Origin of the sequence: Sphingomonas sp. T1 (assembly GCF_902506585.1) — a bacterium.
Lineage (GTDB): Bacteria > Pseudomonadota > Alphaproteobacteria > Sphingomonadales > Sphingomonadaceae > Sphingomonas > Sphingomonas aerolata.
This window is the reverse complement of the sequence record NZ_LR733875.1, coordinates 2,903,962-2,926,599: the sequence shown is the minus strand read 5'-3', so window position 1 is coordinate 2,926,599 and position 22,638 is coordinate 2,903,962. Positions and strand designations below refer to the sequence as shown.

Here is a 22,638-nt window from a genome sequence, read left to right as displayed (position 1 = left end):
TGGTCATCAACGGGCGCTTCTTGATGCAGCCCACGACCGGCGTTCAACGCGTTGCACGTGAAATCACACGCGAGATCGATCACCTCGTTGCGAACGGCGACGTGCCGCTGCGCGTCCGCCTGGTCTGCGAAGCCGATGCCGATATCGGCGATCTCAACCTGCGCGCGATGCAGGTGGAACGGACGCGTCACGCGCATGGCCATGTCTGGGAACAGTTCGTGCTGCCCCGCCATGTGAAGGGCGGACGCCTGCTGTGCCTCGGCAATACCGCACCGATTGTGACGTTGCTCGGCCGCAAGCCGGTCGCGTTGATGATCCACGATCTGTCCTATCGGTTGTTTCCCGATGCCTATCGCCGTCATTACAAACTCGGCCATGCGTTCATGCTGCCGTTCCTGTTGCGCCGCGCGGATCCGATCGTGACGGTGTCCGAAACAGAAAAGGCAATGTTCACCAGCCTGGTGCCGGGCGCACGCCACCGCCTGATCGTCGCGCAGAATGGCGGCTGGCGTGCCGGCTGCGACGCGCGTGCGGCCCCGCCGCCCGATATCGACGCGTCCCGGGGCGATTATATCCTCTATGTCGGCTCGCTGTCGCATCGCAAGAACATCGCCGGGGTGCTGGCGGTCGGCATCGCGATGGCGCGCGAACGCGGCATCCCGCTCGTACTGGTCGGATCGTCCGGCGGGTTCCTGTCGCCGCTCCCCGTCAGCATCCCCGACGACGTCAAACATCTGATCCGCCTCGAGGGTCAGGTCGAGGATCTCGGCCGGCTCGGCGATCTGTACCGCAACGCGCGGTGCCTGTTATTCCCGTCCTTCTACGAAGCCTCCCCCCTCCCCCCGCTCGAGGCGATGCATTTCGCCTGCCCGGTGGTGGCCTCCGACATCCCGTCGATGCGCGAGCGGTGCGGCGATGCAGCGGCCTATTGCGATCCCTATGATCACGACTCGATCCATCGTGCGGTGGTCTCGGTGCTCGACGATCCCGGTTATGCGCGGATGCTCGCGGGTCGCGGGCTGGCACAGGCGAGCCGATATTCCTGGCGCGAACAGGCGCGCACCATCCTCGCCGCGATCTTCGATCTCCAGACCGTGCAACCGGGTCAGTAGGACCCCTTGGCCATCAGGACCGCGGGTGCGGTCATCAGAATGATCCTGAGATAGAGCGACAGCGACTGCGACCGGCAATAGGCGACGTCGAAGGCGACCCGGCGCTGATAGGAGACATCGCTGCGGCCGCTGATCTGCCACAGCCCCGTAATCCCCGGACGCGACATGCAGTAATGCACGAAATACCGGCCGTAGCGCCGCTTTTCCGCCTCGACGATCGGCCTTGGCCCGACAATGCTCATCTCTCCACGCAACACGTTGAACAGCTGGGGCAATTCATCCAAGCTGCTCTTGCGCAAGAAGCTGCCGACGCGAGTGACGCGCGGATCCTCCTTAAGCTTGTGGCTCAATTCCCATTCGAGCCGGGCCTGCGGGTCGGACGCCAGCAGATCGGCGAGCAGCGCCTCGGCGTTGACCGCCATCGAGCGGAACTTGAAGCACCGGAAATAGGCGCCACCATAGCCGATGCGGCGCTGCGCAAACAGGATCGCCCCGGGGTCACTGACATAGACGGCCGCGGCGATGACGAGGAGCAGCGGCGCAAAGAAAAGCAGGGCAACGAGCGCGAGCAGAATGTCGAAAAGCCGCATGAGGCGTCGTTCGACAGAAATGGCTGGCGATGCCGGGCTGCGCTCAGCGCCATATTGAAGAATTTCCCCGCGTGTCGCCACAAAACCCCCCACGGTGATAGCAAAGCGCATTTGTTCTTCTGCGAAGCAACACAAGCCTTCCCTCTATGTTGCATTCAATAAGGCAATGTAATTGTATAAATATCGCGCTTCTCGAGTCTTGATCAAATAATACAATCTTGTTTTCTGAATATCTACAATCATTCTATAGACTTCATCGGCAAACATAAGGCCGAACATATTGTAAGCATCTAATAGATGAGCCCCGCTGCCTTCATGAGAGTTTTGACGGGCCGCACCATTAAGCGCCTGCTGAAACTTCATATTTTCTGAGAATGGTCGAGGGTCGGGCAGGCGCGGCGGTCCGCCGGGGCCGAGGCACGGTCGACGACATCCGGCGCGCGCGCTTGGCGGGACGCGGCCTCAGGGACGATGCGGGCGGCCCGTCGGACGGTGCCGCGCGCGCGCCTTAGCGGTCGGTGCGCGGCCCGGCTGTGCTGCCGCGCACCACGAGCGTATGCGCGAGCGTCGTCTGCCGCCGCGGGCATTCGACGCCGCGCAGTATGTCGACGAGCAGCTCGACGGTACGCCGGCCGATCATCCCCTTGGGTTGCGCGATGGTGGTCAGCGCGGGCTGGAAATAGCGTGCGAGCGGAAGATCGTCGAACCCCATGACCGACACGTCGCGCGGACAGGACAATCCGGCCTCGCCGATCGCGCTCAGCGCCCCCAGCGCCATCTCGTCGCTGAAGCAGAAGATCGCGGTTACCCCGGCGGCGAGCAGCGCGTGCGTCGCCACGAACGCCGATCCCGCGGAATAATCGCCGATCTCGACGTGCAGCGCGTCGCGCAGACCGTGCAGCTCGGCCGCCCGCAGCGCACCCGCCAGACGGTCGCGGCTGATCGGACTGATCTCGGGACCGGTGACGACGCCGATCGCCCGGTGGCCGAGATCGGCGAGATGCGCGATCGCCTCCGCGCTCGCCGCCGCATTGTCGATATGGACGCTGGGGACGCCGAGATCCGCGCTATATTCACAGCCATTGACGATCGGTGCGGCGCCCCCCTCCCGCGCGAGCAGCGACGCCAGGCTGTCGGGCAGGCGGTGGCCGAGGAAGATCAGCCCGTCGACCTCGCGACGCGACAGCATGTCGGCATATTGATCCTCGACCGCGGAATCATGCCGCGTGTCGCCGACAACGACCGAATAGCCCGCGTCGCGCGCGGCCTCCTCCGCGCCGCGGATGACGCTGGCGAAGAACGGGTTCGAGATGTCGGGGACCGTCAGCAGGATCTTGGCGGCGCGCAGCGTGCGCAGGCTGCGCGCAGCGACATTGGGGGCGTAGCCCGACGACCGGACGATCGCGAGCACGCGCAGCCGGGTCTTCTCGGACACCTGGTCCGGTCGGCTGAGAACGCGCGACACCGTTGCGGTGGAGACGCCAGCCATCGCGGCCACTTCGATGATCGTCGGCATCGCCGGGTCATGGATCCGGGCGCTGCCGCTGTCGACCGATAACCGATGTAATCCTTTACATCGATGCTTCGCCGACCTAGCCTTATGTCAGACAAGCAGCAAAACTGCGGTTGAGAGGTGGCGAATGGCGGTAGCAGACGATCTGGGAACGGCCCCCTTGCGCGGTGTCGACACCGCGACGGGCGGCATGCTCACCGCGCGCCTCAGTGCGCTGATGTTCATGCAGTTTTTCGTCTGGGGTGCGTGGAACGTCACGCTCGGGCTGGCGATGCAGACCGTCGGGATCGGCAACCTGATCGGCAATGCCTTTTCGGTCGGTCCGATCGCGTCGATCGTCGGCTCGTTCCTGCTCGGCATGGCGGCGGCGCGCTATGTCAGTCCGAAGATGCTGATGGTCATCCTCCATCTCGTCGGCGGCGCGATCCTGTTCGTGCTGCCGTCGTTCGTGACGCCGGAGCGCGGCGCCAGCTTCGTCTGGCTGCTGCTCGGCTACATGATCCTCTACATGCCGACCGTGGGGCTCGCGAACACGATCGCGCTCAAGAGCTTTGGCGATCGGACCGACAATTTCCCGTTCGTGCGCGCGTTCGGGACGCTCGGCTGGATCACCGCGGGGCTGATCATCGGCTGGGCGGGCCTGTCCGCGAGCCCGCAGATCTTCCGGGTCGCAGCGGTCGTCTCGATCGCGCTCGGGCTCTACAGCTTCACGTTGCCCAATGTCGCAACCGATGCGCCACGCGATGAAAGCGTGCTGCGCCAGGTCCTGTGCGTCGAGGCCTTCGGGCTGCTCCGCCAGCGGTCGTTCCTGATCTTCATGACCTGCGCGACGCTGATCTCGATCCCGCTCGCCATGTATTATGCCTATGCCTCGCCCTATGTCGGCGCGACCGGCATCACCAATGTCGGCGGTACGCTCGCGATCGGGCAGATGTCCGAACTGGTCTTCATGTTCTCGATGCCGTGGCTGTATCGCCGGTTCGGCGTGAAGCCGCTGCTGCTGGTCGGGATGATCGCCTGGGCGGCGCGCTACGCGCTGTTCGCGATCGGCGACGGCGGATCGAGCCTCTGGGCGGTCTATCTCGGCGTCGCGCTGCACGGCGTCTGCTATGACTTCTTCTTCGTCGCGGGCGCGATCTACACCGGCACGATCGCGACGCCCAAGGGGGTGAACGCACAGGCGCAGGGGATGCTGACGCTGTTCACCTATGGCGTCGGCATGCTGCTCGGGTCGCAGATCGGCGCGATGCTCTATGCGCAGCTGCCCGCCGCGCCGACCATCGCCGACTGGCAGCATATGTGGTGGTATCCCGCGATTGCCGCCGCCGTGATCGCGCTGCTGTTCCAGATCCTGTTTCGCGACGATACCCGACGGGAGATTGCAGCATGACCGGACTGCGCGGACCAGCCATCTTTCTCGCCCAGTTTCTCGGCACCGAGCCGCCGTTCGACACGCTCGACGGACTCGCGCAATGGGCTGCGGGCCTTGGCTATGTCGGGGTGCAGATCCCCTGCACGTCGCAGCTGATCGACGTGTCGCTGGCTGCCGAGAGCAAGACCTATTGCGACGATCTTAGCGGCCGGCTCGCCGCGCATGGCATCGCGATCACCGAGCTGTCGACCCATCTCCAGGGCCAGCTCGTCGCGGTCCACCCTGCCTATGACGCGCTGTTCGACGGGTTCGCCCCGCCCGAGCTGCACGGCAAGCCCGCCGAGCGCCAGCAATGGGCGGTCGAACAGGTCAAGCTGGCTGCGCGTGCGAGCGCCAATCTCGGCCTGTCCGCGCATGCAACGTTTTCGGGCGCGCTCGCCTGGCCCTATGTCTATCCCTGGCCGCAACGCCCGGCCGGGCTGATTGAGGAGGCGTTCGCCGAGCTCGCGCGGCGCTGGACCCCGATCCTCGACGTGTTCGGGGAGGCCGGCGTCGACTGCGCGTTCGAGGTACATCCCGGCGAGGACGTCCATGACGGCGCGTCCTGGGAACGCTTCCTTGCCGCGGTCGACAACCATCCGCGCGCGCGCCTCCTGTTCGACCCGTCGCATTTCGTGCTGCAACAGCTCGACTATCTCGACTTCATCGACCGCTATCACGACCGGATATCCTGCTTTCACGTCAAGGATGCCGAGTTCAACCCGACCGGCCGATCGGGCGTCTATGGCGGGTATGAAAGCTGGGTCGACCGCGCCGGCCGGTTCCGTTCGCTCGGCGACGGACAGGTCGATTTCTCCGCGATCTTCAGCAAGATGGCGCAATATGGCTTTGCCGGCTGGGCGGTGCTCGAATGGGAGTGCGCGCTCAAGCGGGCCGAGGACGGCGCGCGCGAGGGCGCACCGTTCATCCGCGACCACATCATCCGCCTGACCGAGCGCCCGTTCGACGATTTCGCCGCCAGCGGGATCGATCGCGCATCGATCCGCGCGATCCTGGGACTGGCCGAGGACCGCGCATGACCCGGCTGCGGCTCGCGATGGTCGGCGGCGGCGAGGGCGCGTTCATCGGCGCGGTCCACCGGATGGCCGCCGCGCTCGACGGCGACTGGGACCTCGTCGCGGGCGCGTTCAGCACCGATGCCGGCCGCAACACGCGTACCGGCACACAGCTCGGGCTCGCCCCGGCACGCGTCTATGCGTCGTTCGAGGCGATGATCGCCGGCGAAAGCGCGCTGCCCGCGGACATCCGCGCGCAGGCGGTCGCGGTCGTCACGCCCAACCATCTCCACGCGCCGATGGCGATCGCCGCGCTCGACGCGGGCTTCGACGTGTTGTGCGAAAAGCCGATGGCGATGAGCGTCGCCGAATCGGAGGCGATCGCTGCCGCCGCCAAGACCAGCGGCCGGCATTTCGCGCTCGCCTTTACCTATAGCGGCTATCCGATGATCGAGGAGGCGCGCGCACGCGTCGCACGCGGCGATCTTGGCGCGATCCGCCTCGTCCAGGTCGAATATCTGCAGGGCTGGCTCAGTTTGCCGATCGATGGTGACGGCAACCGCCAGGCCGAGTGGCGGACCGACCCGGCCCGTGCCGGGCTGGGCGGCTGTCTCGGCGATATCGGCACGCATGCCTTCCACCTCGCCGAACATGTCTGCGCGCTGCGGGTCGAGGCAGTCTCGGCGGATCTGACGACGCACGTGCCAGGCCGCCGGCTCGACGACGATGTCAGCGCGATGCTGCGGTTCGAGGGCGGTGCGCGCGGCATGCTGAAGGCGAGCCAGGTCGCGGCCGGCGAAGAAAATGCGCTGACGCTGCGAGTCTATGGCGAGCGAGGCGGGCTCGAATGGGCACAGATGGAGCCGAACACGCTCGTCATGCGCTGGCTCGACCGCCCGGCCGAGATCGTCCGCACCGGCGGCCCCGCGCTGCAGCCCGGTGTCGCCGCGCTGACGCGGACCCCGTCGGGCCATCCCGAAGGCTATATCGAGGCGTTCGCCAATCTGTATCGCGCCTTTGCGGCAACCGTCCGCGGCGAGGGCGGACGCTGGTTCCCCGGCGTCGTCGACGGGCTTCGCACGATGCGGTTTATCGAGGCGGTGATCGCCAACGCGGCATCGGACCGCAAATGGTCGCCGCTCTATCCTGGAGAGACGGAATGAAATTCTTCATCGGGCTTGGCGCGGCCGGCATCGGCGCGGCGGCCCTCATGGCCGTCTGTGCGCCGACCAGCGCCCAGACGACGCCCGCCGCGGCGCCCCCGGCCTTTGCCGCCTGCCGGGCCTGCCATACGGTCGACAAGGGCGGGCGCAACGGTATCGGCCCCAATCTTCACGGCGTGGTCGGCCGTGCCGCCGCCGCGTCGCCGGGGTTCAATTATTCGCCTGCGCTGAAGGCGTCGAAGCTGCGCTGGGACGACGCGACGCTGAGCGAATATCTCGCGGCCCCGTCGAAGAAGGTCCCCGGATCGCGCATGCCGATCGCCACCCCGGATCCCGCAAAGCGCGCCGCGATCATCGCCTATCTGAAGGCGGCGGGCGCGAAATGAGACGGATCCGGCGATGACGCTCTCCCGCCGCACGCTGATCGCGGCCGGCGCCGCGGCGTCGCTGCTCCCCGCGGGGATCGCCGCGCAGCGCCGCGGCACGACCGCCGCCCGCTTCTCGCTCGGCTATGCGCCGCATGAGGGCAGCTTTGCGAGCCGCGGCGGGTTGATCGAGCAGATCGCCTTCGCTGCCGACCAGGGCTTCACCGCCTGGGAGGACAATGAGGCCGCGGCCCGTCCCGTCGCCGACCAGGAGCGGATGGCCAAGGCACTGGCGCAGCGCGGCATGACGATGGGCGTCTTCGTCGCGAGCATGCCCAAATGGGCGAAGTCGCGCCCCTTGCTGGGCGCCAATGACGACGCCGATCGCGAAGGGTTCCTTGCCGATATCCGCGCGTCGATCGCGGTCGCCAAGCGGCTGAACGCAACCCGGATGACGGTCGTCACCGGCTTCATGGACCCGAAACTGCCCGTCGAGATCCAGACGGCGCGCGTGATCGACGTCATGCGACGGGCCGGCGACATCGTCGCGCCGCACGGCATCGCGATGGTGATGGAGCCGCTCAACACGCGCACCAACCATCCCGGCGTCTATATGCAGACGATCGCGCAGGGCTATGCGGTCGCCCGCGGCGCGAACAGCCCTGCGGTCAAGATCCTCGCCGACCTCTACCATGAGCAGATCCAGTCGGGGAATCTGATCCCCACGCTGGACAGCTGCTGGAACGAGATCGGCTATCTCCAGTTCGGCGACAATCCCGGCCGCAACGAGCCGATGACGGGCGAGATCAACTATGCCGCGATCGTCCGCTGGCTGCGCGGCCGGCGCTATGCGGGGGTAATCGGCATGGAACACGGCAATTCGGTGGCGGGACGCGCGGGCGAGGATCGCCTGATCGCCGCCTATCGCGCGATCGACGCGGCATGAGGGGGAAGAGCATGACGAGCTATGTGATGGCGGGGGTCGTCGCGGCGATGGCGCTGACGACAACGGTGTCCGTTGCCGCGCAGGACAAGCCGGGCTTCACGGACACGCCGATGCTGCCCGGCGGCCAATGGCGTGTCCACGACGCCGACCGCCCTGCGCCCATCGCCGTCGCGCCGGCCGCCGCCCCCGGCGGTCCGCCCGCCGACGCGATCGTGCTGTTCGACGGCCGTTCACTCGACGCGTGGAAGCCCGATCGCATCGCCTGGCCGATCGAGAACGGTGCGCTGATAATCCCGTCGCGCGCAAAAAGCGGCGGCGAGAACAATCTCGTCTCGAAACAGAGTTTCGGCGACGTGCAGATGCATCTCGAATTCCGCTCGCCCAATCCGCCGACCAAGAGTTCGCAGGACCGCGGCAATAGCGGCATCTGGTTCATGCAGCGCTACGAGCTGCAGATCCTCGACGGCTATCGGAACCCGACCTATGCCGATGGCACGGTGGGCGGGGTCTATGGCTGGAAGCCACCGCTGGTGAACCCGGCGCGCAAACCGGGCGAATGGCAGACCTACGACATCGTGTTCGAGCGGCCGCGCTTTGCCGCCGACGGCAGTCTGGTTCGGCCGGCTTACGTGACCGCTTTGCTCAACGGCGTGCTCGTCCAGAACCATCAGGCGATGCTCGGCACGACCAACTGGCGCCATGTCGCACGCTACACCGCGCATCCCGATGCGGCTCCGATCCAGCTGCAGGACCATGATTCCCCCGTGGCGTTCCGCAACATCTGGATCCGCCCGCTGACCGATGCGGCAATCGCGCAGGACCTTGGAAAGGACGGTAAATGATCGATCGCAGAACCGCGCTGGCCGGTGTCGCCGGCATGTTCGGCGCAGCGCTCTATGCCCCGATCGCGCGCGCGGCCGGGCTCGCGCAGCAGCCGGCGGGCGCTATCCCGCCGATCAGCGAAGGGCCACCGAGCGCGCCGGTCTTCACGCCTGCACAACGTGCACTGATGACCGCGCTCAGCGAGCGCGTCCTGCCGACCACCGATACCCCCGGCGCGATCGCGGCGGACGTCCCCGCCTTCATCGAGAAACTGCTGGCCGACTGGGCCCGACCCGAGGACCGCGTGCCGATCATCGCCGGGCTCGACGCGATCGAGGCGCGCTGTCTGCAGGATTACAAGGTCGCCGGCGCCCGGGCGACCGCGGCACAGCACGACGCGCTGCTCACCCTGGCGATGAACGACGGCCTGCCGTCGGGCGGCGCGTTCTTCACCGCGTTCCGGCAGCTCGTCATCACCGGCTATTACACGTCCGAAATCGGCATCACGCAGGAACGCGAATATCTGCCGGTCCCCGGCGAATATAACGGTGCCTTCCCCTATTCCCAGGTCAACAAGGTGTATTCCTCATGATCCTCAGCCGTAGAACCCTGCTTACGGGCACCGGTGCGGTGGCGGCGCTCGCGCTGGTCGATCGCTCGATCTCCCCCGCCTCCGCCGCACAGCTCAAGGCGATCGGCCTGCAACTCTATACCGTGCGCGAGCTGTTCGCGAAGGACCCCGTCGCCACGCTCGAGGCGGTTGCGCGGATCGGCTACCGCGAGGTCGAATTCGGCGGCGGCGGGTACGAGACCATGGATCACGCGCTGTTGCGCAAGACCATGGACCGGCTCGGCCTGACCGCACCCTCGGTGCATATCGGCTATGACGCGCTGCTTCAGCGGTTCGAACCGTCGGTGGCGATGGCGAGGACGCTCGGCGCGAAGACGGTCGTGCTGCCGTATATGACTGACGAACATCGCAACGAACAGGGCTGGAACGCCGCGCTGCCCAATTTCAACCGTTTCGCGACGCAGCTGAAGTCGGCGGGGTTCGGCTTTGCCTATCACAACCATGATTTCGAATTCACGGTCCGGCCGGGCGGGGTCAGCCTGTACGACCGCCTGCTCAAGGAAACCGATCCCGCGCTCGTCAAGCTCGAGCTCGATATCTACTGGGCGGCGCATGCGGGCGAGGATCCCGCGGCGCTGATCGACCGGCTGTCCACCCGCCTCTACGCCTATCACGTCAAGGACATGCGCCCCGATCGCAGCATGACCGCGGTCGGCCAGGGCACGCTCGACTTTGCCGCGCTGTTCAAGCGCAAGTCGGGCGCCGGCGTGCAGCATTTCTACGTCGAGAACGACCAGGCGCCCGCGCCCTATCTGCCCGACATCACCACCAGCTTCCGGACGCTGCGCGCACTGCGCTTCTGATCGAGACAGGAGACCAAGACCATGGCCGCAACCAACAGGTTCGACGCGATCGTCATAGGATCGGGCGTGAGCGGCGGGTTCGCTGCGAAGGAACTCACCGAAAAGGGCCTGCGCGTCCTGATGCTCGACCGCGGCGTGATGGTCGAGCACGGCGAAGGCTATGCCTATGACGGCAAGCCCGCCTACGAGGTGCCCGCGCGCAACATCATGCCCCCGGCGCTCGTCAAAAGCGATTATTTCATCGCCAAGCACGGCTATGTCGCACCCAGCAACCGCGCCTTCTACAATGACGACCGGCTGAACCCCTATGCCTATGACGAGGGCAGCAAATTCTACTGGATCCGGCCCGCGGCGGTCGGCGGCAAGTCGCTGATCTGGGGACGCTGGTGCTTCCGGTGGAGCGAGGAGGATTTCGAGGCGAACAAGCGTGACGGAATCGATGGCGACTGGCCGATCCGCTATGGCGACGTCGCGCCCTGGTACAGCTATGTCGAGAAATATATCGGCGTGTCGGGCTCGCGCGAGAACCTGCCCTATCTGCCGGACAGCGAATTCCAGCCACCCATCCCGATGAACGTCGCGGAAAAGTGGCTGAAGCAGAATCTGGAGAGCCGCTTCCCCGGTCGCAAGCTGATCAACACGCGCCTGTCCAACATGACCGAGGACAAGCCCGAGCAGAACCGGACCAAATGCCAGTTCCGTAACCAGTGCAGCAATGGCTGCTCGTTCGGCGCCTATTTCTCGACCCAGGCGGTGACGCTGCCCGCGGCGCGCGCGACCGGCCGGCTCACGCTGCAGTCGGACGCAGTTGTCACCAGCCTCGATTATGATCCCAAGGCCAAGCGCGTGACCGGTGTCCGCTACATCGATACCAAGACCGGCCAGGCGCAGTCGGTCCAGGCGGACCTCGTCTTCCTCTGCGCCTCGGCGATGGCATCGACGCAGATCCTGCTCAATTCGCGTCCGGCGGGCAGCGATCGCAGCCATTTCGACACGAGCGGCACGCTCGGCCGCTATGTGATGGACCATATCTTCCGTGTCGGGGTCGACGGCGAGATCGGCGGGATGCAGGAGTTTATCGAATATGGCCGCCGCCCGGGCGGCGTCTATATCCCGCGTTTCCGCAACATCGGCGGCGACGACGGCGTCGGCTTCAAACGCGGCTATGGCTATCAGGGCGGCGCCTATCGCACGCCTGCGGCACCCGTCGGATTCGGTGCATCGATGAAGCACGGGATGCGCAACTACGCGCCGTGGCACTTCAGCATGGGCGCGTTCGGCGAATGCCTGCCCTATGCCGACAACCATGTGTCGCTGCATGCGTCGAAGGTCGACCGGTTCGGCGTGCCGCTGCTCCGGTTCGACGTGCGCTTCCACGACAACGAACTCAAGATGATGGCCGATGCGCGGGCGCAGGGCGAGGCGATGCTCCGCGGTGCCGGGCTGACCAACGTCAAGAGTTCGGAACAGGAGCACGTTCCCGGCGACGCGATCCACGAAATGGGCGGCGCGCGCATGGGGCGCGATCCGCGCACCTCGGTGCTCGACGCATGGAGCCGCGCGCACGAGGCCACCAACCTCTACGTCACCGATGGTGCGCAGATGGCTTCGGCCTCCTGCGTCAATCCGTCGCTCACCTTCATTGCGCTGACCGCACGCGCCGCCGATCACGCGGTGAAGCAGCGCACCCGCGCCTGATCGGCCCCCGCCACCCCTCGATGATATCGCTATCATCGAGGGGTGGCGGGTGACGGATCAGTCGACGGAAACCTTCGGCCTGCGCCGCGGTGCCGAGTCGGACTGGCGCCGGATCAGCGTGAAATCGAACGTCTTGTGCCGGTCCTGCGGATCGATCGCCTGCGACCGGCGAATGGTCGAGGCGAGCATTTCGACTGCCGACCGCGCCATGTCCGCGATCGGCTGGTGGATCGTCGTCAATTCGGGCCAGATCGCGGTCGACAGCGTCGTGTCGTCGAACCCGCACACCGTCAGGTCACCCGGCACGTCGAGCCCGCGCCGATGCGCGACCGCGACCGTCGCAGCCGCCATGTCGTCGTTCGACGAGAAGATTGCCGATGGCTGCTCGGCGAGCCCCAGCAGCGTCTCAGCGGCATCGAGCCCCGATCGGTAGGTGAACAGCCCGTGCGCGATCAGCGACTCGTCGCGCGCAATCCCGGCCTCGTCCAGCGCCGCCGCATAGCCTTCGAGCCGCCGCGCGCTCGACGACAAATTGGGGTTGCCGGTGATGAAGCCGATGCGGCGATGGCCCAGCGCGATGATGTGCCGAGTCATCGTCAGCGCCGCCTCGCGGTCGTCGATGCGGATCGCCAGCATGTCGGGCACGGGCAGACCGCTCGCTAGCGACACGGTCGGGACCTGTGCCGCCGCCAGCAGGTCGAGCACCGCATCCGCCTCGCACAGCGGCGGCGGCAGGATGATGCCGTCGATCCCGCCCTCGATCAGGTGACGCGTCACCGCGATCTCGTGCTCGCCCAGGTCGCATTTCTCGATGATGATCTGCACGTCGCTGCGCGCCGCCTGGTCGAGGCTGCCGAGCAGGAACTCGCTGAGAAAGCCCGCGCTCGGGTTGCTGTAGAGCAGGCCGATGCGGACCTGCCCCGCCCCGGCCAGGCTGCGCGCGGCCGGGTTGGGCGCATAGTTCAGCGTCGCGATCGCGTGAGTCACCGCATCGCGCGTCGCGGCGCGCACATTGCTCGTGCCGTTGATCACGCGCGATACAGTCATCGGCGAGACCCCGGCGAGTCGCGCGACGTCGCTGATGGTCGGCGCGCCGCCGGTGCGCCGCGACGTCTTGACGCGGCCGATCGAGGAAGTGTTCATGCACCAACCGTTAGCGCACCCCCTTGACGCGGCAAAGCCCCACGCGATCCGATCCCGAGTCGGCCGTCGTCGTCGGGCTTCGATGGACGACTCGCCCCGTCGCGGGACGCCTGCCGTTCTTTTCATGGGGTATTTTTCGTGCGCGACGATGCGGAACCCCCTTGTTCCGGCGCACGAGAGGGATATGATAGCGCTATCTCCCGCCCCGGCGGAGGACAGGTCTCGTAGAAGACCAGCTCTTAGGAAGGATCATTAAGGTCATGCGCCTCTGTTTCCCCATGCCCGCCCGCCGTGCGCGCGCGGTCCCGTTGCTGGCCGCCTCCGCTCTGGTCATCCCCGTGCTGGCGGGTCTCGCACCCACATTGTTCACGGGCGGGACCGCGACGGCGCAGTCCGCCGCCAAACCGCAGGGCGAACCGCGCAGCCCCGAGGGCAAGCGCTATCTGTCGCAGCCACTGGTCACCAGCATCTACACCGCCGACCCGTCCGCGCATGTCTTCAACGGCAAGATCTATGTCTATCCGAGCCACGACATCGACGTGACGAAGGCCGATGACGATCTGGGCAACCAATATGCGATGCGCGATTACCGCGTGCTGTCGATGGACCGGATCGGCGGGCCGGTGAAGGTGAACCCCGTCGCGCTCGACGTGAAGGACGTGCCCTGGGCGTCGCAGCAGATGTGGGCGCCCGACGCCGCCTATAAGAACGGCACCTATTATCTGTATTTCCCGGTGCGCGACAAACAGCTCGACAAGAACGGGCTCGGCACCTTCCGCATCGGCGTCGCGACCTCGAAGAGCCCGGTCGGCCCGTTCAAGGCGGACCCCAAGCCGATCGCGGGCAGCTTCTCGATGGATCCCGCGGTGTTCACCGACGCGAACGGCGCCAGCTACATGTATTTCGGCGGCATCTGGGGTGGCCAGCTGCAGCGCTGGAAGGACGGCAAGTTTGACCCCAACGGCTCCGACACCGATCTCGGCCAGGACGATCAGCCCGCGCTGTCGGGCAAGATCGCGCGGTTGAACCCCGACATGAAGAGCTTTGCCGAGACGCCGCGCGACGTCCAGATCCTCGACGAGGCCGGCAAGCCCGTGCTCGGCGGCGATCATGAGCGGCGCTTCTTCGAGGCGTCCTGGGTCTTCCAGCGCGGCGGCAAATATTACTACACCTACTCGACCGGCGACACGCACTTCCTGAACTATGCGACCGGCGACAATCCGTACGGGCCGTTCACCTACAAGGGGCATATCCTGAAGCCGGTGCAGGGCTGGACGAGCCACCATTCGATCATCGAGTGGAACAAGAAATGGTGGCTGTTCTATGCGGACACGCAGCTGAGCAACAAGAATCACCTGCGCAACGTCAAGGTGACCGAGCTGAAGTTCGCCGCCGACGGCTCGATCCCCACCATCGATCCGTTCGTCAACTGATGTTCCTCGGAATCGACATCGGCACCTCCGGCGTGAAGGCCGTGGTGCTCGACGAGGCCGGCAGCGTGGTCGGCCAGGGCGTCGCCGCGCTGAGCGTCCAGCGCCCGCATCCGCTCTGGTCCGAACAGGATCCCGATGCGTGGTGGCATGCGACCACCGCGGCGGTCCAGGCGATCGACCCGGCCGTCCGCCGCTCGGTCCGCGGCGTCGGGCTTGCCGGGCAGATGCACGGCGCGACCCTGCTCGACGCCGACGACCGCCCTTTACGCCCCGCGATCCTGTGGAACGACGGCCGCAGCTTTGCTGAGTGCGAAGCGATGGAGCGTGCGGTGCCCGATCTGCGCGCAATCGCGGGCAACATCGCGATGCCGGGCTTCACCGCACCCAAGCTGCTCTGGGTGCGCGAGCATGAGCCTGAGATCTTCGCGAAGATCGCGACCGTGCTGCTGCCCAAGGACTATGTCCGCCTGCTGATGACCGGCGACAAGGCGTCCGACCTGTCGGACAGCGCAGGGACCCTCTGGCTCGACGTCGCCGCGCGGAGCTGGAGCGACGCGCTGCTGGCCGCGTGCGGGCTGACGCAGGCGCAGATGCCACGGCTGTACGAAGGCTCCGAGATCACCGGCACACTGACCGCCGAGGTTGCCGAACTCTGGGGCATGCCGCCGGTCCCCGTCGCGGCGGGGGGCGGCGACAATGCCGCGGGTGCGGTCGGCGTCGGCGTGGTCGCGGACGGCGATGCATTGCTCTCGCTCGGCACTTCGGGCGTGATCTTCGTCGCGACGAAGGAGTTCCGTCCCAACGCCGATAGCGCGGTCCATGCCTTCTGCCATGCGCTGCCGGGCATGTGGCACCAGATGTCGGTCCATCTGTCGGCTGCGTCGTGCATCGACTGGGTTGCGCGGATCACCGGCGCGACCGGCCCGGCCGACCTGTTCGCACGCGCGGAAGCCGCCGGTCCTGCCAGCGGCCCCGAGATCTTCCTCCCCTATCTGTCGGGCGAGCGTACGCCGCACAATGATGCCGAGGTTCGCGGCGCGTTCCTCCGGCTCGACAACGACACCGATGCCGGCCGGCTGTCGCAGGCGGTGCTCGAGGGCGTCGCCTTCGCGCTCGCCGACGGGCTCGACGTGCTGCGTGCGGCGGGGACGACGGTCGAACGCCTCGCGGTCATCGGCGGCGGCGCGCGCTCGCGCTACTGGGGTGCGGTGCTCGCCGCGGCGATGGAGGTCGAACTCGTCTATCTCCAGGGCGGCGAGGTCGGCCCCGCGCTCGGCGCCGCGCGGCTCGCGCAGCTCGGTGTCGATGGCGGCGATCCCGCGACCGTCTGCGTCGCACCGCCCGTGTCGCACCGCATCGCCCCCGACCCCGCACTCGTCGCCGCGCTCGCCGAGAAAAAGGCGGCGTTCCGCCAGGCCTATCCCCGTATCACCCCCAAGTCATAGGAATCCCCGATGTCCGACTTCTTCGCCGATATCCCCCAGATCAAATATGAGGGCCCCAACAGCAGCAACGAGCTCGCCTATCGCTATTACGACAAGAGCAAGGTCGTGCTCGGCAAGACGATGGAGGAGCATCTGCGCTTCGCCGCGTGCTTCTGGCACACCTTCTGCTGGCCGGGGTCGGACGTGTTCGGCGGGGGCACGTTCAACCGCCCCTGGCATGCAGGCGCCAACGACTCGGCCGCTGCGGCGCACAAGCGCGAGGTCGCGTTCGACTTCTTCAAGAAGCTCGACGTGCCCTATTATTGCTTCCACGACGTCGACGTCATGGCGGATGCCGCCAACGTGACCGAGCATCGCCGCTTCTTCGCCGAAGCCGTCGACCATCTCGAACAGCTCCAGGCCGCGTCGGGCCGCAAGCTCCTCTGGGGCACCGCCAACGCGTTCAGCCATCCGCGCTATGCGGCCGGCGCGTCGACCAACCCCGATCCCGAAGTCTATGCCTTTGCCGCGCTGCAGGTCCGCGACGCGCTCGAGGCGACGCATCGCCTCGGCGGCCAGAACTACGTGCTGTGGGGCGGTCGCGAAGGCTATGAGACGCTGCTCAACACCGACATGAAGCGCGAACTCGACAATTTCGGCCGCTTCCTGAGCCTCGTCGTCGAGCACAAGCACAAGATCGGCTTCACCGGCACGATCCTGATCGAACCCAAGCCGCACGAGCCGACCAAGCATCAGTACGACTTCGACACCGCGACGGTGTACGGCTTCCTCAAGCGCTACGGGCTCGAGAATGAGGTGCGCGTCAACATCGAGGCGAACCACGCCACGCTGTCGGGGCATACCTTCGAGCACGAGATCGCGACCGCCAACGCGCTCGGCATCTTCGGTTCGATCGATGCCAATCGCGGCGATCCACAGAATGGCTGGGATACCGACCAGTTCCCCAATTCGGTCGAGGAACTCACGCTGGCGATGGTCGAGATCCTGCGCGGCGGCGGCTTCACCACCGGCGGCTTCAACTTCGACGCCAAGGTCCGGCGCCAGAGCATGGACGCGGCCGACCTGTTCTACGGCCATGTCGGCGGCATCGACGTCGTCGCGAAGGGGCTGCTCGCCGCCGCCGCGATCATCGAAGATGGTCGGGTCGATGCGATCAAGGCCAAGCGCTATGCCGGCTGGGACGGTGACTTCGGCAGCACGATCGGCGGGCTCGATCTGGCCGGTATCGCCGATCTCGCGGTCGAGCGCGACATCGATCCGAAGCCGGTTTCGGGCCAGCAGGAACGCCTCGAAAACCTGATCAACCGCTTCCTCTGATCGACCCACGACGCCGGGGCCACGTCCTGCAGGACGGGCCCCGGCCTAGCCGCCGCTCGCCGCCCAGCCGCTGCAATCAAGCCGCTGGGAACAGGCGATAAACCCGTCGATCCGGGTCCGATTGCCACATGAACGATTTGTCACGATCGCAGCGGGGCCCTTTGCCCCTGCTGCTGTGTTGTCGCGCCTGACACCAGTTGTCGGCAAGTCATGTCAGGGGCCGGATCAATGCGTAACACAATCATTAGGGCAACAACACTTCCCGATCACGCCGCCTAGTCTGAAAAGACCATGGCGACGACCAGGGTGATGACCGGCTATGCTGGTCATCGTGGCCATAATGACTGCCGTGTCGCGCCGAACCGGTGCCGCATTGGAAGCAGCGACGGACGCTGCGCGTGACCCCCGGAATTGGTCTGACCTGGGCAATCTGCGCGGCGGCGACGGCCGGGGTGATCGCGCGCCCGTTCCGCCTGCCCGAGGCGGTCTGGGCGGTCGCCGGCGCGGTCGCGCTACTCGGGCTGGGCCTGTTGCCGGTCGCCGCGGGGCTGGCCGCGGTCGGGCAGGGCATGGACGTCTATCTCTTTCTGATCGGCATGATGCTGCTCAGCGAGACCGCGCGCCAGCAGGGCCTGTTCGACTGGATCGCCGCGACCGCCGCGCGCGGTGCACAGGGGTCGCCCGTCCGCCTGTTCGCGCTCGTCTACGTCACCGGGATCGTCACCACGACCTTCCTGTCGAACGACGCCACCGCGGTGGTGCTCACGCCCGCCGTCTATGCCGCCGCGCGCAAGGCGAAGGCGGATCCGCTGCCGCTGCTGTTCGCCTGCGCGCTCATCGCCAACGCGGCAAGTTTCGTGCTGCCCATCTCCAATCCGGCGAATCTCGTGCTCTATGGCGGCACGATGCCCCCGCTCGGCCAGTGGTTCGCGTCGTTCGCGCTGCCATCGGTCGCGGCAATCGTCGTGACCTATGGCGCGCTCCGCTGGACCGAACGGGCGCGGCTCGTCGGGCAGTGCGAGACGGAGATCGCGCGCACGCCGCTGACCATCGGCGGCAAGGCGGCGCTGGCGGGAGTCGTCGTCACCGCGGTCGTGCTGTTGCTGGCCTCGGCATTCGACGTGCAACTGGGGCTGCCGACCTGCATCGCCGGGGTCGCGACGACGCTCGCCATCTGCCTGCTGGTCCGCATGTCACCCCTCATGGTCGTGCGCGACGTGTCGTGGAGCGTGCTGCCGCTCGTCGCCGGGCTGTTCGTGCTGGTCGAGGCGCTCGATCATAGCGGCGTCATCGGCCACGTCGTTGCGTGGTTGCGCGCAGAGGCCGCCGATCCTGCACGCGCGGCGATGACCACGGGGACGATGCTCGCCTTCGGGTCGAACCTAGTCAACAATCTTCCCGCCGGGCTGATCGCGAGCACCGCGGTCGCGCAGGCGCAGCCGCCGCGCGTCGTCGTCGATGCGCTGCTGATCGGCGTCGATCTCGGCCCCAACCTGTCGATCACCGGGTCGCTCGCGACGATCCTGTGGCTCCAGGCGATCCGCCGTGAAGGCCTTGATGTCGGGGTAGGGCGGTCGGTGCCCATCGCCGCCGCGACCGCGCGTTCCAGGCCGCTCAGCGTGAAGGGTTTGCGCAACACCTCATGCTCACCGAATTCGCTCGTCGCGGCTTCACCCGCAAAGCCCGTGACGAACAGGATCGCGATGTCGGGGAACAGCGGCCGCAATGCCGCGATCATCTCAGGCCCCGTCTGCCGCGGCATCAGCACGTCGGAAATGATCAGGTCGANACCCCGCACCGCGCCAAAGGCCCGCCCAGCGGCATCTGCCCCCAAACCGGCCGCCCCGGATCCCGCCGCCTACACCGTCAAGCGCATCCTCCAGATCCCGGGGCCCATGCGTCAGGGCGACCATTACTGGGACGAGACCGGCGCCCCCCAGGGCCCCGTCATCGTCACCGTCGACCTCGCCGCGCAGACCGTCTCGGTCTTCCGCGCCGGCTATGAGATCGGCACCGCGGTCATCATCTACGGCGCGGACGACAAGCCGACGCCCCTGGGCGTCTTCCCGATCACGCAGAAGGACGCCGACCACGTCTCCAACCTCTACAATGCGCCGATGCCGTACATGCTGCGGCTGACCAATGACGGCATCTCGATCCATGGCAGCGACGTCGGCGACGGCTATGCCACGCATGGCTGTATCGGCGTGCCCAGGGCGTTCGCGAAGCGGATCTTCGACGCGGTGAAGCTCGGCGACCGCGTGATCGTCACCGATGGCGAGCGACTCGACCTCGGCCAGCCGATCACCGCCGCCTGATCGGCGTTCGCCACCATACCGGGGTTTCGATTTCCCCAGCAGAAGCCCAGCAGAACCATGGCTTTCCCCGAACGGCAGGGTCGCGTATAGGCCTGCGCAACCATGACCACTGCGACGCCCCTGCTTCCCCCCGCCGAATGGCGCGACTTTCTGGCGCTGACCAAACCCCGGGTGATGACGCTCGTCGTGTTCACCGGGCTGTGCGGCATGCTCGCCGCGCCCGTCGGCATCCATCCCGTGATCGGCTTCACCGCGATCCTGTGCATCGCGCTCGGCGCGGGTGCGGCGGGGGCGCTCAACCAATGGTATGAATCCGACATCGACGCAGTCATGCGACGCACGCAGAAGCGCCCGCTTCCCGCCGGCCGGATGGACCGGCAGGCCGCGCTGCATTTCGGCGTCGGGCTCGCCAGCTTCTCGGTCCTACTGATGGGACTCGCGGTCAACCTCGCCGCGGCCGCGATCCTGACCGTCTCGATCCTGTTCTACGTCCTCGTCTACACCGTCTGGCTCAAGCGCCGCACGCCGCAGAACATCGTCATCGGTGGTGCGGCGGGCGCCTTCCCGCCGCTGATCGGCTGGGCGGCCGCGACCGGCGATGTCGCGCTGCTCCCGCTGCTGCTGTTCGGGCTCGTCTTCCTGTGGACGCCGCCGCATTTCTGGGCGCTCGCGCTGTTCGTGAAGACCGATTACGCCAATGCAGGCGTCCCGATGCTCCCCGTCGTCGCGGGCGAGCGCGTCACCCGGACCCAGATCGGGCTCTACACCATTCCGATGGCGCTCGCCGCGGTGCTCCCCTGGCCGCTCGGCCTGGTCGGCAATTTCTACGGCGTCGTCGCGACCGTCCTGACGGGCATCTTCGCCTGGCTCGTGGTCGTCGTCGCGACGCGCACGACCGGTGTCGACGACACGATGAAGCCCGAGCGGCGGCTGTTTAAATATTCGATCCTCTATCTCTTTGCGATGTTCGGCGCGCTCGTCGTCGATAGGTGGCTGGCATGAACGACGACAAGACCCGCGAAGACCTGATCCGCCGCCGCCAGATGGGCCGGGCCAAGGTGATGGCGCTGCTGCTCGGCGCGTTCGTCATCCTCGTCTTCGCCATCTCGATCGCCAAGATCCAAGCGGGGATGCCGCACTGATGCGGGTCGAGCGCACCACGCGAACCGCCCTGCTCGCGGTGCTCGGTATCTGCTTCATGACCGGGCTCGCCTTTGCCAGCGTGCCGCTCTACCGCCTGTTCTGCCAGGTCACCGGCCTCAACGGCACGACGCAGCGCGGGCTCGTCGCCCCGGGCGGGACCGATCGCCAGATCCGCGTCGATTTCGACGCCAATGTGAACCCGAAGCTGCCGTGGAAGTTCGCGCCCGAAAACCCGTCGGACACGATCGCGGTCGGCGCGCGCGACATGGCGTTCTTCACCGCGACCAACACCTCGGACCGGCCGATTACCGGGACCGCGACATTCAACGTAACGCCCGCGCAGGCCGGCAAATATTTCACCAAGATCCAGTGCTTCTGCTTCACCGAGCAGACGCTCAAGCCCGGCGAGACCGCGCGGATGCCGGTGATCTTCTTCGTCGATCCGAAGATCCTGAAGGATCCCGACGCGGCGGATATCCAGACGATCACGCTCAGCTACACGTTTTACCCGGTGGATTCCGCGAAAAACGCAAGCTAGGACAGTCGTAAAGAACATAGGGGAGTACCATGGCCGGCGCCAAGAACCACGATTATCACATCCTGCCGCCCAGCGTCTGGCCGCTGGTCGGGTCGATGTCCGCACTCGTGATGGCGGTCGGCGGCGTCATGTGGATGCATGGCGGCCATGTCGACAAGCCCAATGGCGGCGGCTGGATCTTCTTCATCGGCCTCGCCGGGCTGCTCTTCACCTTCTACAGCTGGTGGGCACAGGTCATCGCCGAGGCACGCGCGGGCGATCACACCCCCGTCGTCCAGCTCCATTTCCGCTATGGCATGATCCTGTTCATCGCCTCCGAAGTCATGTTCTTCGTCGGCTGGTTCTGGGCGTTCTTCGACTTCTCGCTCTTCCCGACCGCGATGAGCATCGTCGACGGCCAGGTCGAACGCGCCGCCGAAGGTGCGGCTGCGGTCGCCGCACAGTGGCCGCCCAAGGGCCTCACCGTCATCAACCCGTTCGAGCTCCCGCTGCTCAACACGCTGATCCTGCTGACGTCCGGCACCACCGTCACCTGGGCGCACCATGCGCTGATCCACAACCAGCGCGGTGGCGAGAAGACCGGGCTGTGGGGCATGATCGGCGTCGGCAACCGCGACGGCGTGCTCAAGGGCCTGTGGCTGACCGTCATCCTCGGCGCGCTGTTCAGCGCGATCCAGGCCTATGAGTATGTCCATGCGCCGTTCCCGTTCAAGGGGATCAACTATGGCGCCGCGTTCTTCATGGCGACCGGGTTCCACGGCTTCCACGTCCTCATCGGCACAATCTTCCTGATCGTCTGCCTCGTCCGCGCCTATAAGGGCGACTTCACCCCGCGCCAGCATTTCGGCTTCGAAGCCGCCGCCTGGTACTGGCATTTCGTCGACGTCGTCTGGCTGTTCCTGTTCGTCACCGTCTATGTCTGGGGCGGCTGGGGCGCCCCCGTCCACGGCGGTTGAGCGTTCACGCCACCATCCCTGCCTACCACCCCGGTAGGCACCACCCCGATAGGCCCCACCCCGGCGAAGGCCGGGGCCCAGTTGGGAAGGCCGCGGTAACGACGCGCTACCCTGCGTTGGCAACGTCCCCCAACTGGACCCCGGCCTCCGCCGGGGAGGTGGCCCTTGCCGGTAAGGCGATGCCGCAAGCGATATGCAGCACCCGCCCCCTGTTCTCCCGCAAAGGCGGGAGCCCAGCCTGGCTCCCCGCCCCCGCGGGGAGCCAGGCTGGGCTC

At 66.7% G+C, this 22,638-nt stretch carries 21 protein-coding genes and 2 pseudogenes; 19 read left to right on the top strand and 4 right to left on the bottom strand.

The genetic code is table 11. The features are described 5' to 3' along the window. The first annotated feature begins 23 nt into the window (after positions 1-23). Positions 24-1,112: a glycosyltransferase family 4 protein gene (locus GV027_RS13295; RefSeq protein ID WP_159512159.1), complete on the top strand. Its 1,089-nt coding sequence runs from the start codon at positions 24-26 to the stop codon at positions 1,110-1,112. On the opposite strand, the gene GV027_RS13290 is transcribed toward GV027_RS13295, so the two are convergent. Both GV027_RS13290 and GV027_RS13280 read right to left on the bottom strand, forming a co-directional pair. Then, complete coding sequence (locus GV027_RS13290; protein ID WP_236559212.1) at positions 1,106-1,702, bottom strand: sugar transferase; 597 nt, start codon at positions 1,700-1,702, stop codon at positions 1,106-1,108. The genes GV027_RS13295 and GV027_RS13290 overlap by 7 nt on opposite strands. A 508-nt stretch (positions 1,703-2,210) precedes the next feature. Further along, entirely contained in the window at positions 2,211-3,218 is a 1,008-nt protein-coding gene (locus GV027_RS13280; protein ID WP_159512156.1) for a LacI family DNA-binding transcriptional regulator, read from the bottom strand. A 124-nt stretch (positions 3,219-3,342) separates the two neighbouring features. On the opposite strand from GV027_RS13280, the gene GV027_RS13275 reads away from it, so the two are divergent. From GV027_RS13275 to GV027_RS13235, 9 genes are read left to right on the top strand one after another with little or no spacing between them, the layout of a single operon-like run. Beyond that, positions 3,343-4,605: an MFS transporter gene (locus GV027_RS13275; protein ID WP_236559211.1), complete on the top strand. Its 1,263-nt coding sequence runs from the start codon at positions 3,343-3,345 to the stop codon at positions 4,603-4,605. Then, positions 4,602-5,666, top strand: a complete 1,065-nt coding sequence (locus tag GV027_RS13270) for a sugar phosphate isomerase/epimerase family protein (protein ID WP_159512155.1) — start codon at positions 4,602-4,604, stop codon at positions 5,664-5,666. The genes GV027_RS13275 and GV027_RS13270 overlap by 4 nt, the downstream gene beginning before the upstream one ends. Continuing rightward, positions 5,663-6,805: a Gfo/Idh/MocA family protein gene (locus tag GV027_RS13265; protein ID WP_056406580.1), complete on the top strand. Its 1,143-nt coding sequence runs from the start codon at positions 5,663-5,665 to the stop codon at positions 6,803-6,805. Before GV027_RS13270 ends, GV027_RS13265 begins: the two co-directional genes overlap by 4 nt. Then, complete coding sequence (locus tag GV027_RS13260) at positions 6,802-7,191, top strand: c-type cytochrome (protein WP_082446874.1); 390 nt, start codon at positions 6,802-6,804, stop codon at positions 7,189-7,191. The genes GV027_RS13265 and GV027_RS13260 overlap by 4 nt, the downstream gene beginning before the upstream one ends. A gap of 13 nt (positions 7,192-7,204) precedes the next feature. Continuing rightward, entirely contained in the window at positions 7,205-8,116 is a 912-nt protein-coding gene (locus GV027_RS13255; protein WP_159512154.1) for a hydroxypyruvate isomerase family protein, read from the top strand. Positions 8,117-8,142: 26 nt separating this feature from the next. Continuing rightward, positions 8,143-8,958 (top strand): 3-keto-disaccharide hydrolase, encoded by an 816-nt coding sequence (locus tag GV027_RS13250; protein ID WP_443029557.1) that lies wholly within the window; start codon positions 8,143-8,145, stop codon positions 8,956-8,958. Then, on the top strand, positions 8,955-9,530 hold the full coding sequence (locus GV027_RS13245; protein ID WP_159512153.1) for a gluconate 2-dehydrogenase subunit 3 family protein: 576 nt from the start codon (positions 8,955-8,957) through the stop codon (positions 9,528-9,530). The genes GV027_RS13250 and GV027_RS13245 overlap by 4 nt, the downstream gene beginning before the upstream one ends. After that, entirely contained in the window at positions 9,527-10,372 is an 846-nt protein-coding gene (locus tag GV027_RS13240) for a sugar phosphate isomerase/epimerase family protein (protein ID WP_031394101.1), read from the top strand. The genes GV027_RS13245 and GV027_RS13240 overlap by 4 nt, the downstream gene beginning before the upstream one ends. 21 nt (positions 10,373-10,393) lie before the next feature. Further along, entirely contained in the window at positions 10,394-12,070 is a 1,677-nt protein-coding gene (locus GV027_RS13235; RefSeq protein ID WP_159512152.1) for a GMC oxidoreductase, read from the top strand. Between the two features lie 57 nt (positions 12,071-12,127). On the opposite strand, the gene GV027_RS13230 is transcribed toward GV027_RS13235, so the two are convergent. After that, positions 12,128-13,213, bottom strand: a complete 1,086-nt coding sequence (locus GV027_RS13230; RefSeq protein ID WP_082451164.1) for a LacI family DNA-binding transcriptional regulator — start codon at positions 13,211-13,213, stop codon at positions 12,128-12,130. A gap of 260 nt (positions 13,214-13,473) precedes the next feature. On the opposite strand from GV027_RS13230, the gene GV027_RS13225 reads away from it, so the two are divergent. The 4 genes and pseudogenes from GV027_RS13225 to GV027_RS21275 form a co-directional block, all read left to right on the top strand. Continuing rightward, positions 13,474-14,646, top strand: coding sequence for a glycoside hydrolase family 43 protein (locus GV027_RS13225; protein ID WP_236559210.1), 1,173 nt, complete (start codon positions 13,474-13,476; stop codon positions 14,644-14,646). Continuing rightward, the gene (gene xylB / locus GV027_RS13220; protein WP_159512151.1) at positions 14,646-16,091 is read left to right on the top strand and encodes a xylulokinase; all 1,446 of its coding nucleotides are present in this window, start codon (positions 14,646-14,648) and stop codon (positions 16,089-16,091) included. Before GV027_RS13225 ends, xylB begins: the two co-directional genes overlap by 1 nt. Before the next feature lie 9 nt (positions 16,092-16,100). Beyond that, entirely contained in the window at positions 16,101-17,408 is a 1,308-nt protein-coding gene (xylA, locus tag GV027_RS13215) for a xylose isomerase (RefSeq protein WP_159512150.1), read from the top strand. Positions 17,409-17,773: 365 nt separating this feature from the next. Continuing rightward, positions 17,774-18,919, top strand: a pseudogene (locus tag GV027_RS21275) (SLC13 family permease); the annotation flags it as partial. A gap of 143 nt (positions 18,920-19,062) precedes the next feature. Here GV027_RS21275 and GV027_RS21915 read toward each other — a convergent pair. After that, positions 19,063-19,146: pseudogene (locus GV027_RS21915) on the bottom strand (hypothetical protein); the annotation flags it as partial. 51 nt (positions 19,147-19,197) lie between these two features. On the opposite strand from GV027_RS21915, the gene GV027_RS21270 reads away from it, so the two are divergent. The 5 genes from GV027_RS21270 to GV027_RS13195 form a co-directional block, all read left to right on the top strand. Next, the coding region (locus GV027_RS21270) for a L,D-transpeptidase family protein (protein ID WP_236559209.1) at positions 19,198-19,726 on the top strand (529 nt) is incomplete at its 5' end. Positions 19,727-19,828: 102 nt separating this feature from the next. Continuing rightward, positions 19,829-20,728, top strand: a complete 900-nt coding sequence (locus GV027_RS13205; protein ID WP_159512148.1) for a heme o synthase — start codon at positions 19,829-19,831, stop codon at positions 20,726-20,728. Beyond that, positions 20,725-20,868, top strand: coding sequence for a hypothetical protein (locus GV027_RS21265; protein WP_166746380.1), 144 nt, complete (start codon positions 20,725-20,727; stop codon positions 20,866-20,868). The genes GV027_RS13205 and GV027_RS21265 overlap by 4 nt, the downstream gene beginning before the upstream one ends. Continuing rightward, on the top strand, positions 20,868-21,407 hold the full coding sequence (locus tag GV027_RS13200) for a cytochrome c oxidase assembly protein (protein ID WP_031441785.1): 540 nt from the start codon (positions 20,868-20,870) through the stop codon (positions 21,405-21,407). The genes GV027_RS21265 and GV027_RS13200 overlap by 1 nt, the downstream gene beginning before the upstream one ends. A gap of 29 nt (positions 21,408-21,436) precedes the next feature. Further along, a complete protein-coding gene (locus GV027_RS13195; protein WP_159512147.1) occupies positions 21,437-22,363 on the top strand; it encodes a cytochrome c oxidase subunit 3 in 927 nt (308 codons plus the stop codon). Positions 22,364-22,638 lie beyond the last annotated feature (275 nt).

Bases quoted from the DNA above. Each gene is read 5' to 3' on its own strand.
- GV027_RS13295 (WP_159512159.1), top strand. From the start codon at position 24: ATGCAGCCCACGACCGGCGTTCAACGCGTTGCACGTGAAATCACACGC.
- GV027_RS13290 (WP_236559212.1), bottom strand. From the start codon at position 1,702: ATGCGGCTTTTCGACATTCTGCTCGCGCTCGTTGCCCTGCTTTTCTTT.
- GV027_RS13280 (WP_159512156.1), bottom strand. From the start codon at position 3,218: ATGCCGACGATCATCGAAGTGGCCGCGATGGCTGGCGTCTCCACCGCA.
- GV027_RS13275 (WP_236559211.1), top strand. From the start codon at position 3,343: ATGGCGGTAGCAGACGATCTGGGAACGGCCCCCTTGCGCGGTGTCGAC.
- GV027_RS13270 (WP_159512155.1), top strand. From the start codon at position 4,602: ATGACCGGACTGCGCGGACCAGCCATCTTTCTCGCCCAGTTTCTCGGC.
- GV027_RS13265 (WP_056406580.1), top strand. From the start codon at position 5,663: ATGACCCGGCTGCGGCTCGCGATGGTCGGCGGCGGCGAGGGCGCGTTC.
- GV027_RS13260 (WP_082446874.1), top strand. From the start codon at position 6,802: ATGAAATTCTTCATCGGGCTTGGCGCGGCCGGCATCGGCGCGGCGGCC.
- GV027_RS13255 (WP_159512154.1), top strand. From the start codon at position 7,205: ATGACGCTCTCCCGCCGCACGCTGATCGCGGCCGGCGCCGCGGCGTCG.
- GV027_RS13250 (WP_443029557.1), top strand. From the start codon at position 8,143: ATGGCGGGGGTCGTCGCGGCGATGGCGCTGACGACAACGGTGTCCGTT.
- GV027_RS13245 (WP_159512153.1), top strand. From the start codon at position 8,955: ATGATCGATCGCAGAACCGCGCTGGCCGGTGTCGCCGGCATGTTCGGC.
- GV027_RS13240 (WP_031394101.1), top strand. From the start codon at position 9,527: ATGATCCTCAGCCGTAGAACCCTGCTTACGGGCACCGGTGCGGTGGCG.
- GV027_RS13235 (WP_159512152.1), top strand. From the start codon at position 10,394: ATGGCCGCAACCAACAGGTTCGACGCGATCGTCATAGGATCGGGCGTG.
- GV027_RS13230 (WP_082451164.1), bottom strand. From the start codon at position 13,213: ATGAACACTTCCTCGATCGGCCGCGTCAAGACGTCGCGGCGCACCGGC.
- GV027_RS13225 (WP_236559210.1), top strand. From the start codon at position 13,474: ATGCGCCTCTGTTTCCCCATGCCCGCCCGCCGTGCGCGCGCGGTCCCG.
- xylB (WP_159512151.1), top strand. From the start codon at position 14,646: ATGTTCCTCGGAATCGACATCGGCACCTCCGGCGTGAAGGCCGTGGTG.
- xylA (WP_159512150.1), top strand. From the start codon at position 16,101: ATGTCCGACTTCTTCGCCGATATCCCCCAGATCAAATATGAGGGCCCC.
- GV027_RS13205 (WP_159512148.1), top strand. From the start codon at position 19,829: ATGACCACTGCGACGCCCCTGCTTCCCCCCGCCGAATGGCGCGACTTT.
- GV027_RS21265 (WP_166746380.1), top strand. From the start codon at position 20,725: ATGAACGACGACAAGACCCGCGAAGACCTGATCCGCCGCCGCCAGATG.
- GV027_RS13200 (WP_031441785.1), top strand. From the start codon at position 20,868: ATGCGGGTCGAGCGCACCACGCGAACCGCCCTGCTCGCGGTGCTCGGT.
- GV027_RS13195 (WP_159512147.1), top strand. From the start codon at position 21,437: ATGGCCGGCGCCAAGAACCACGATTATCACATCCTGCCGCCCAGCGTC.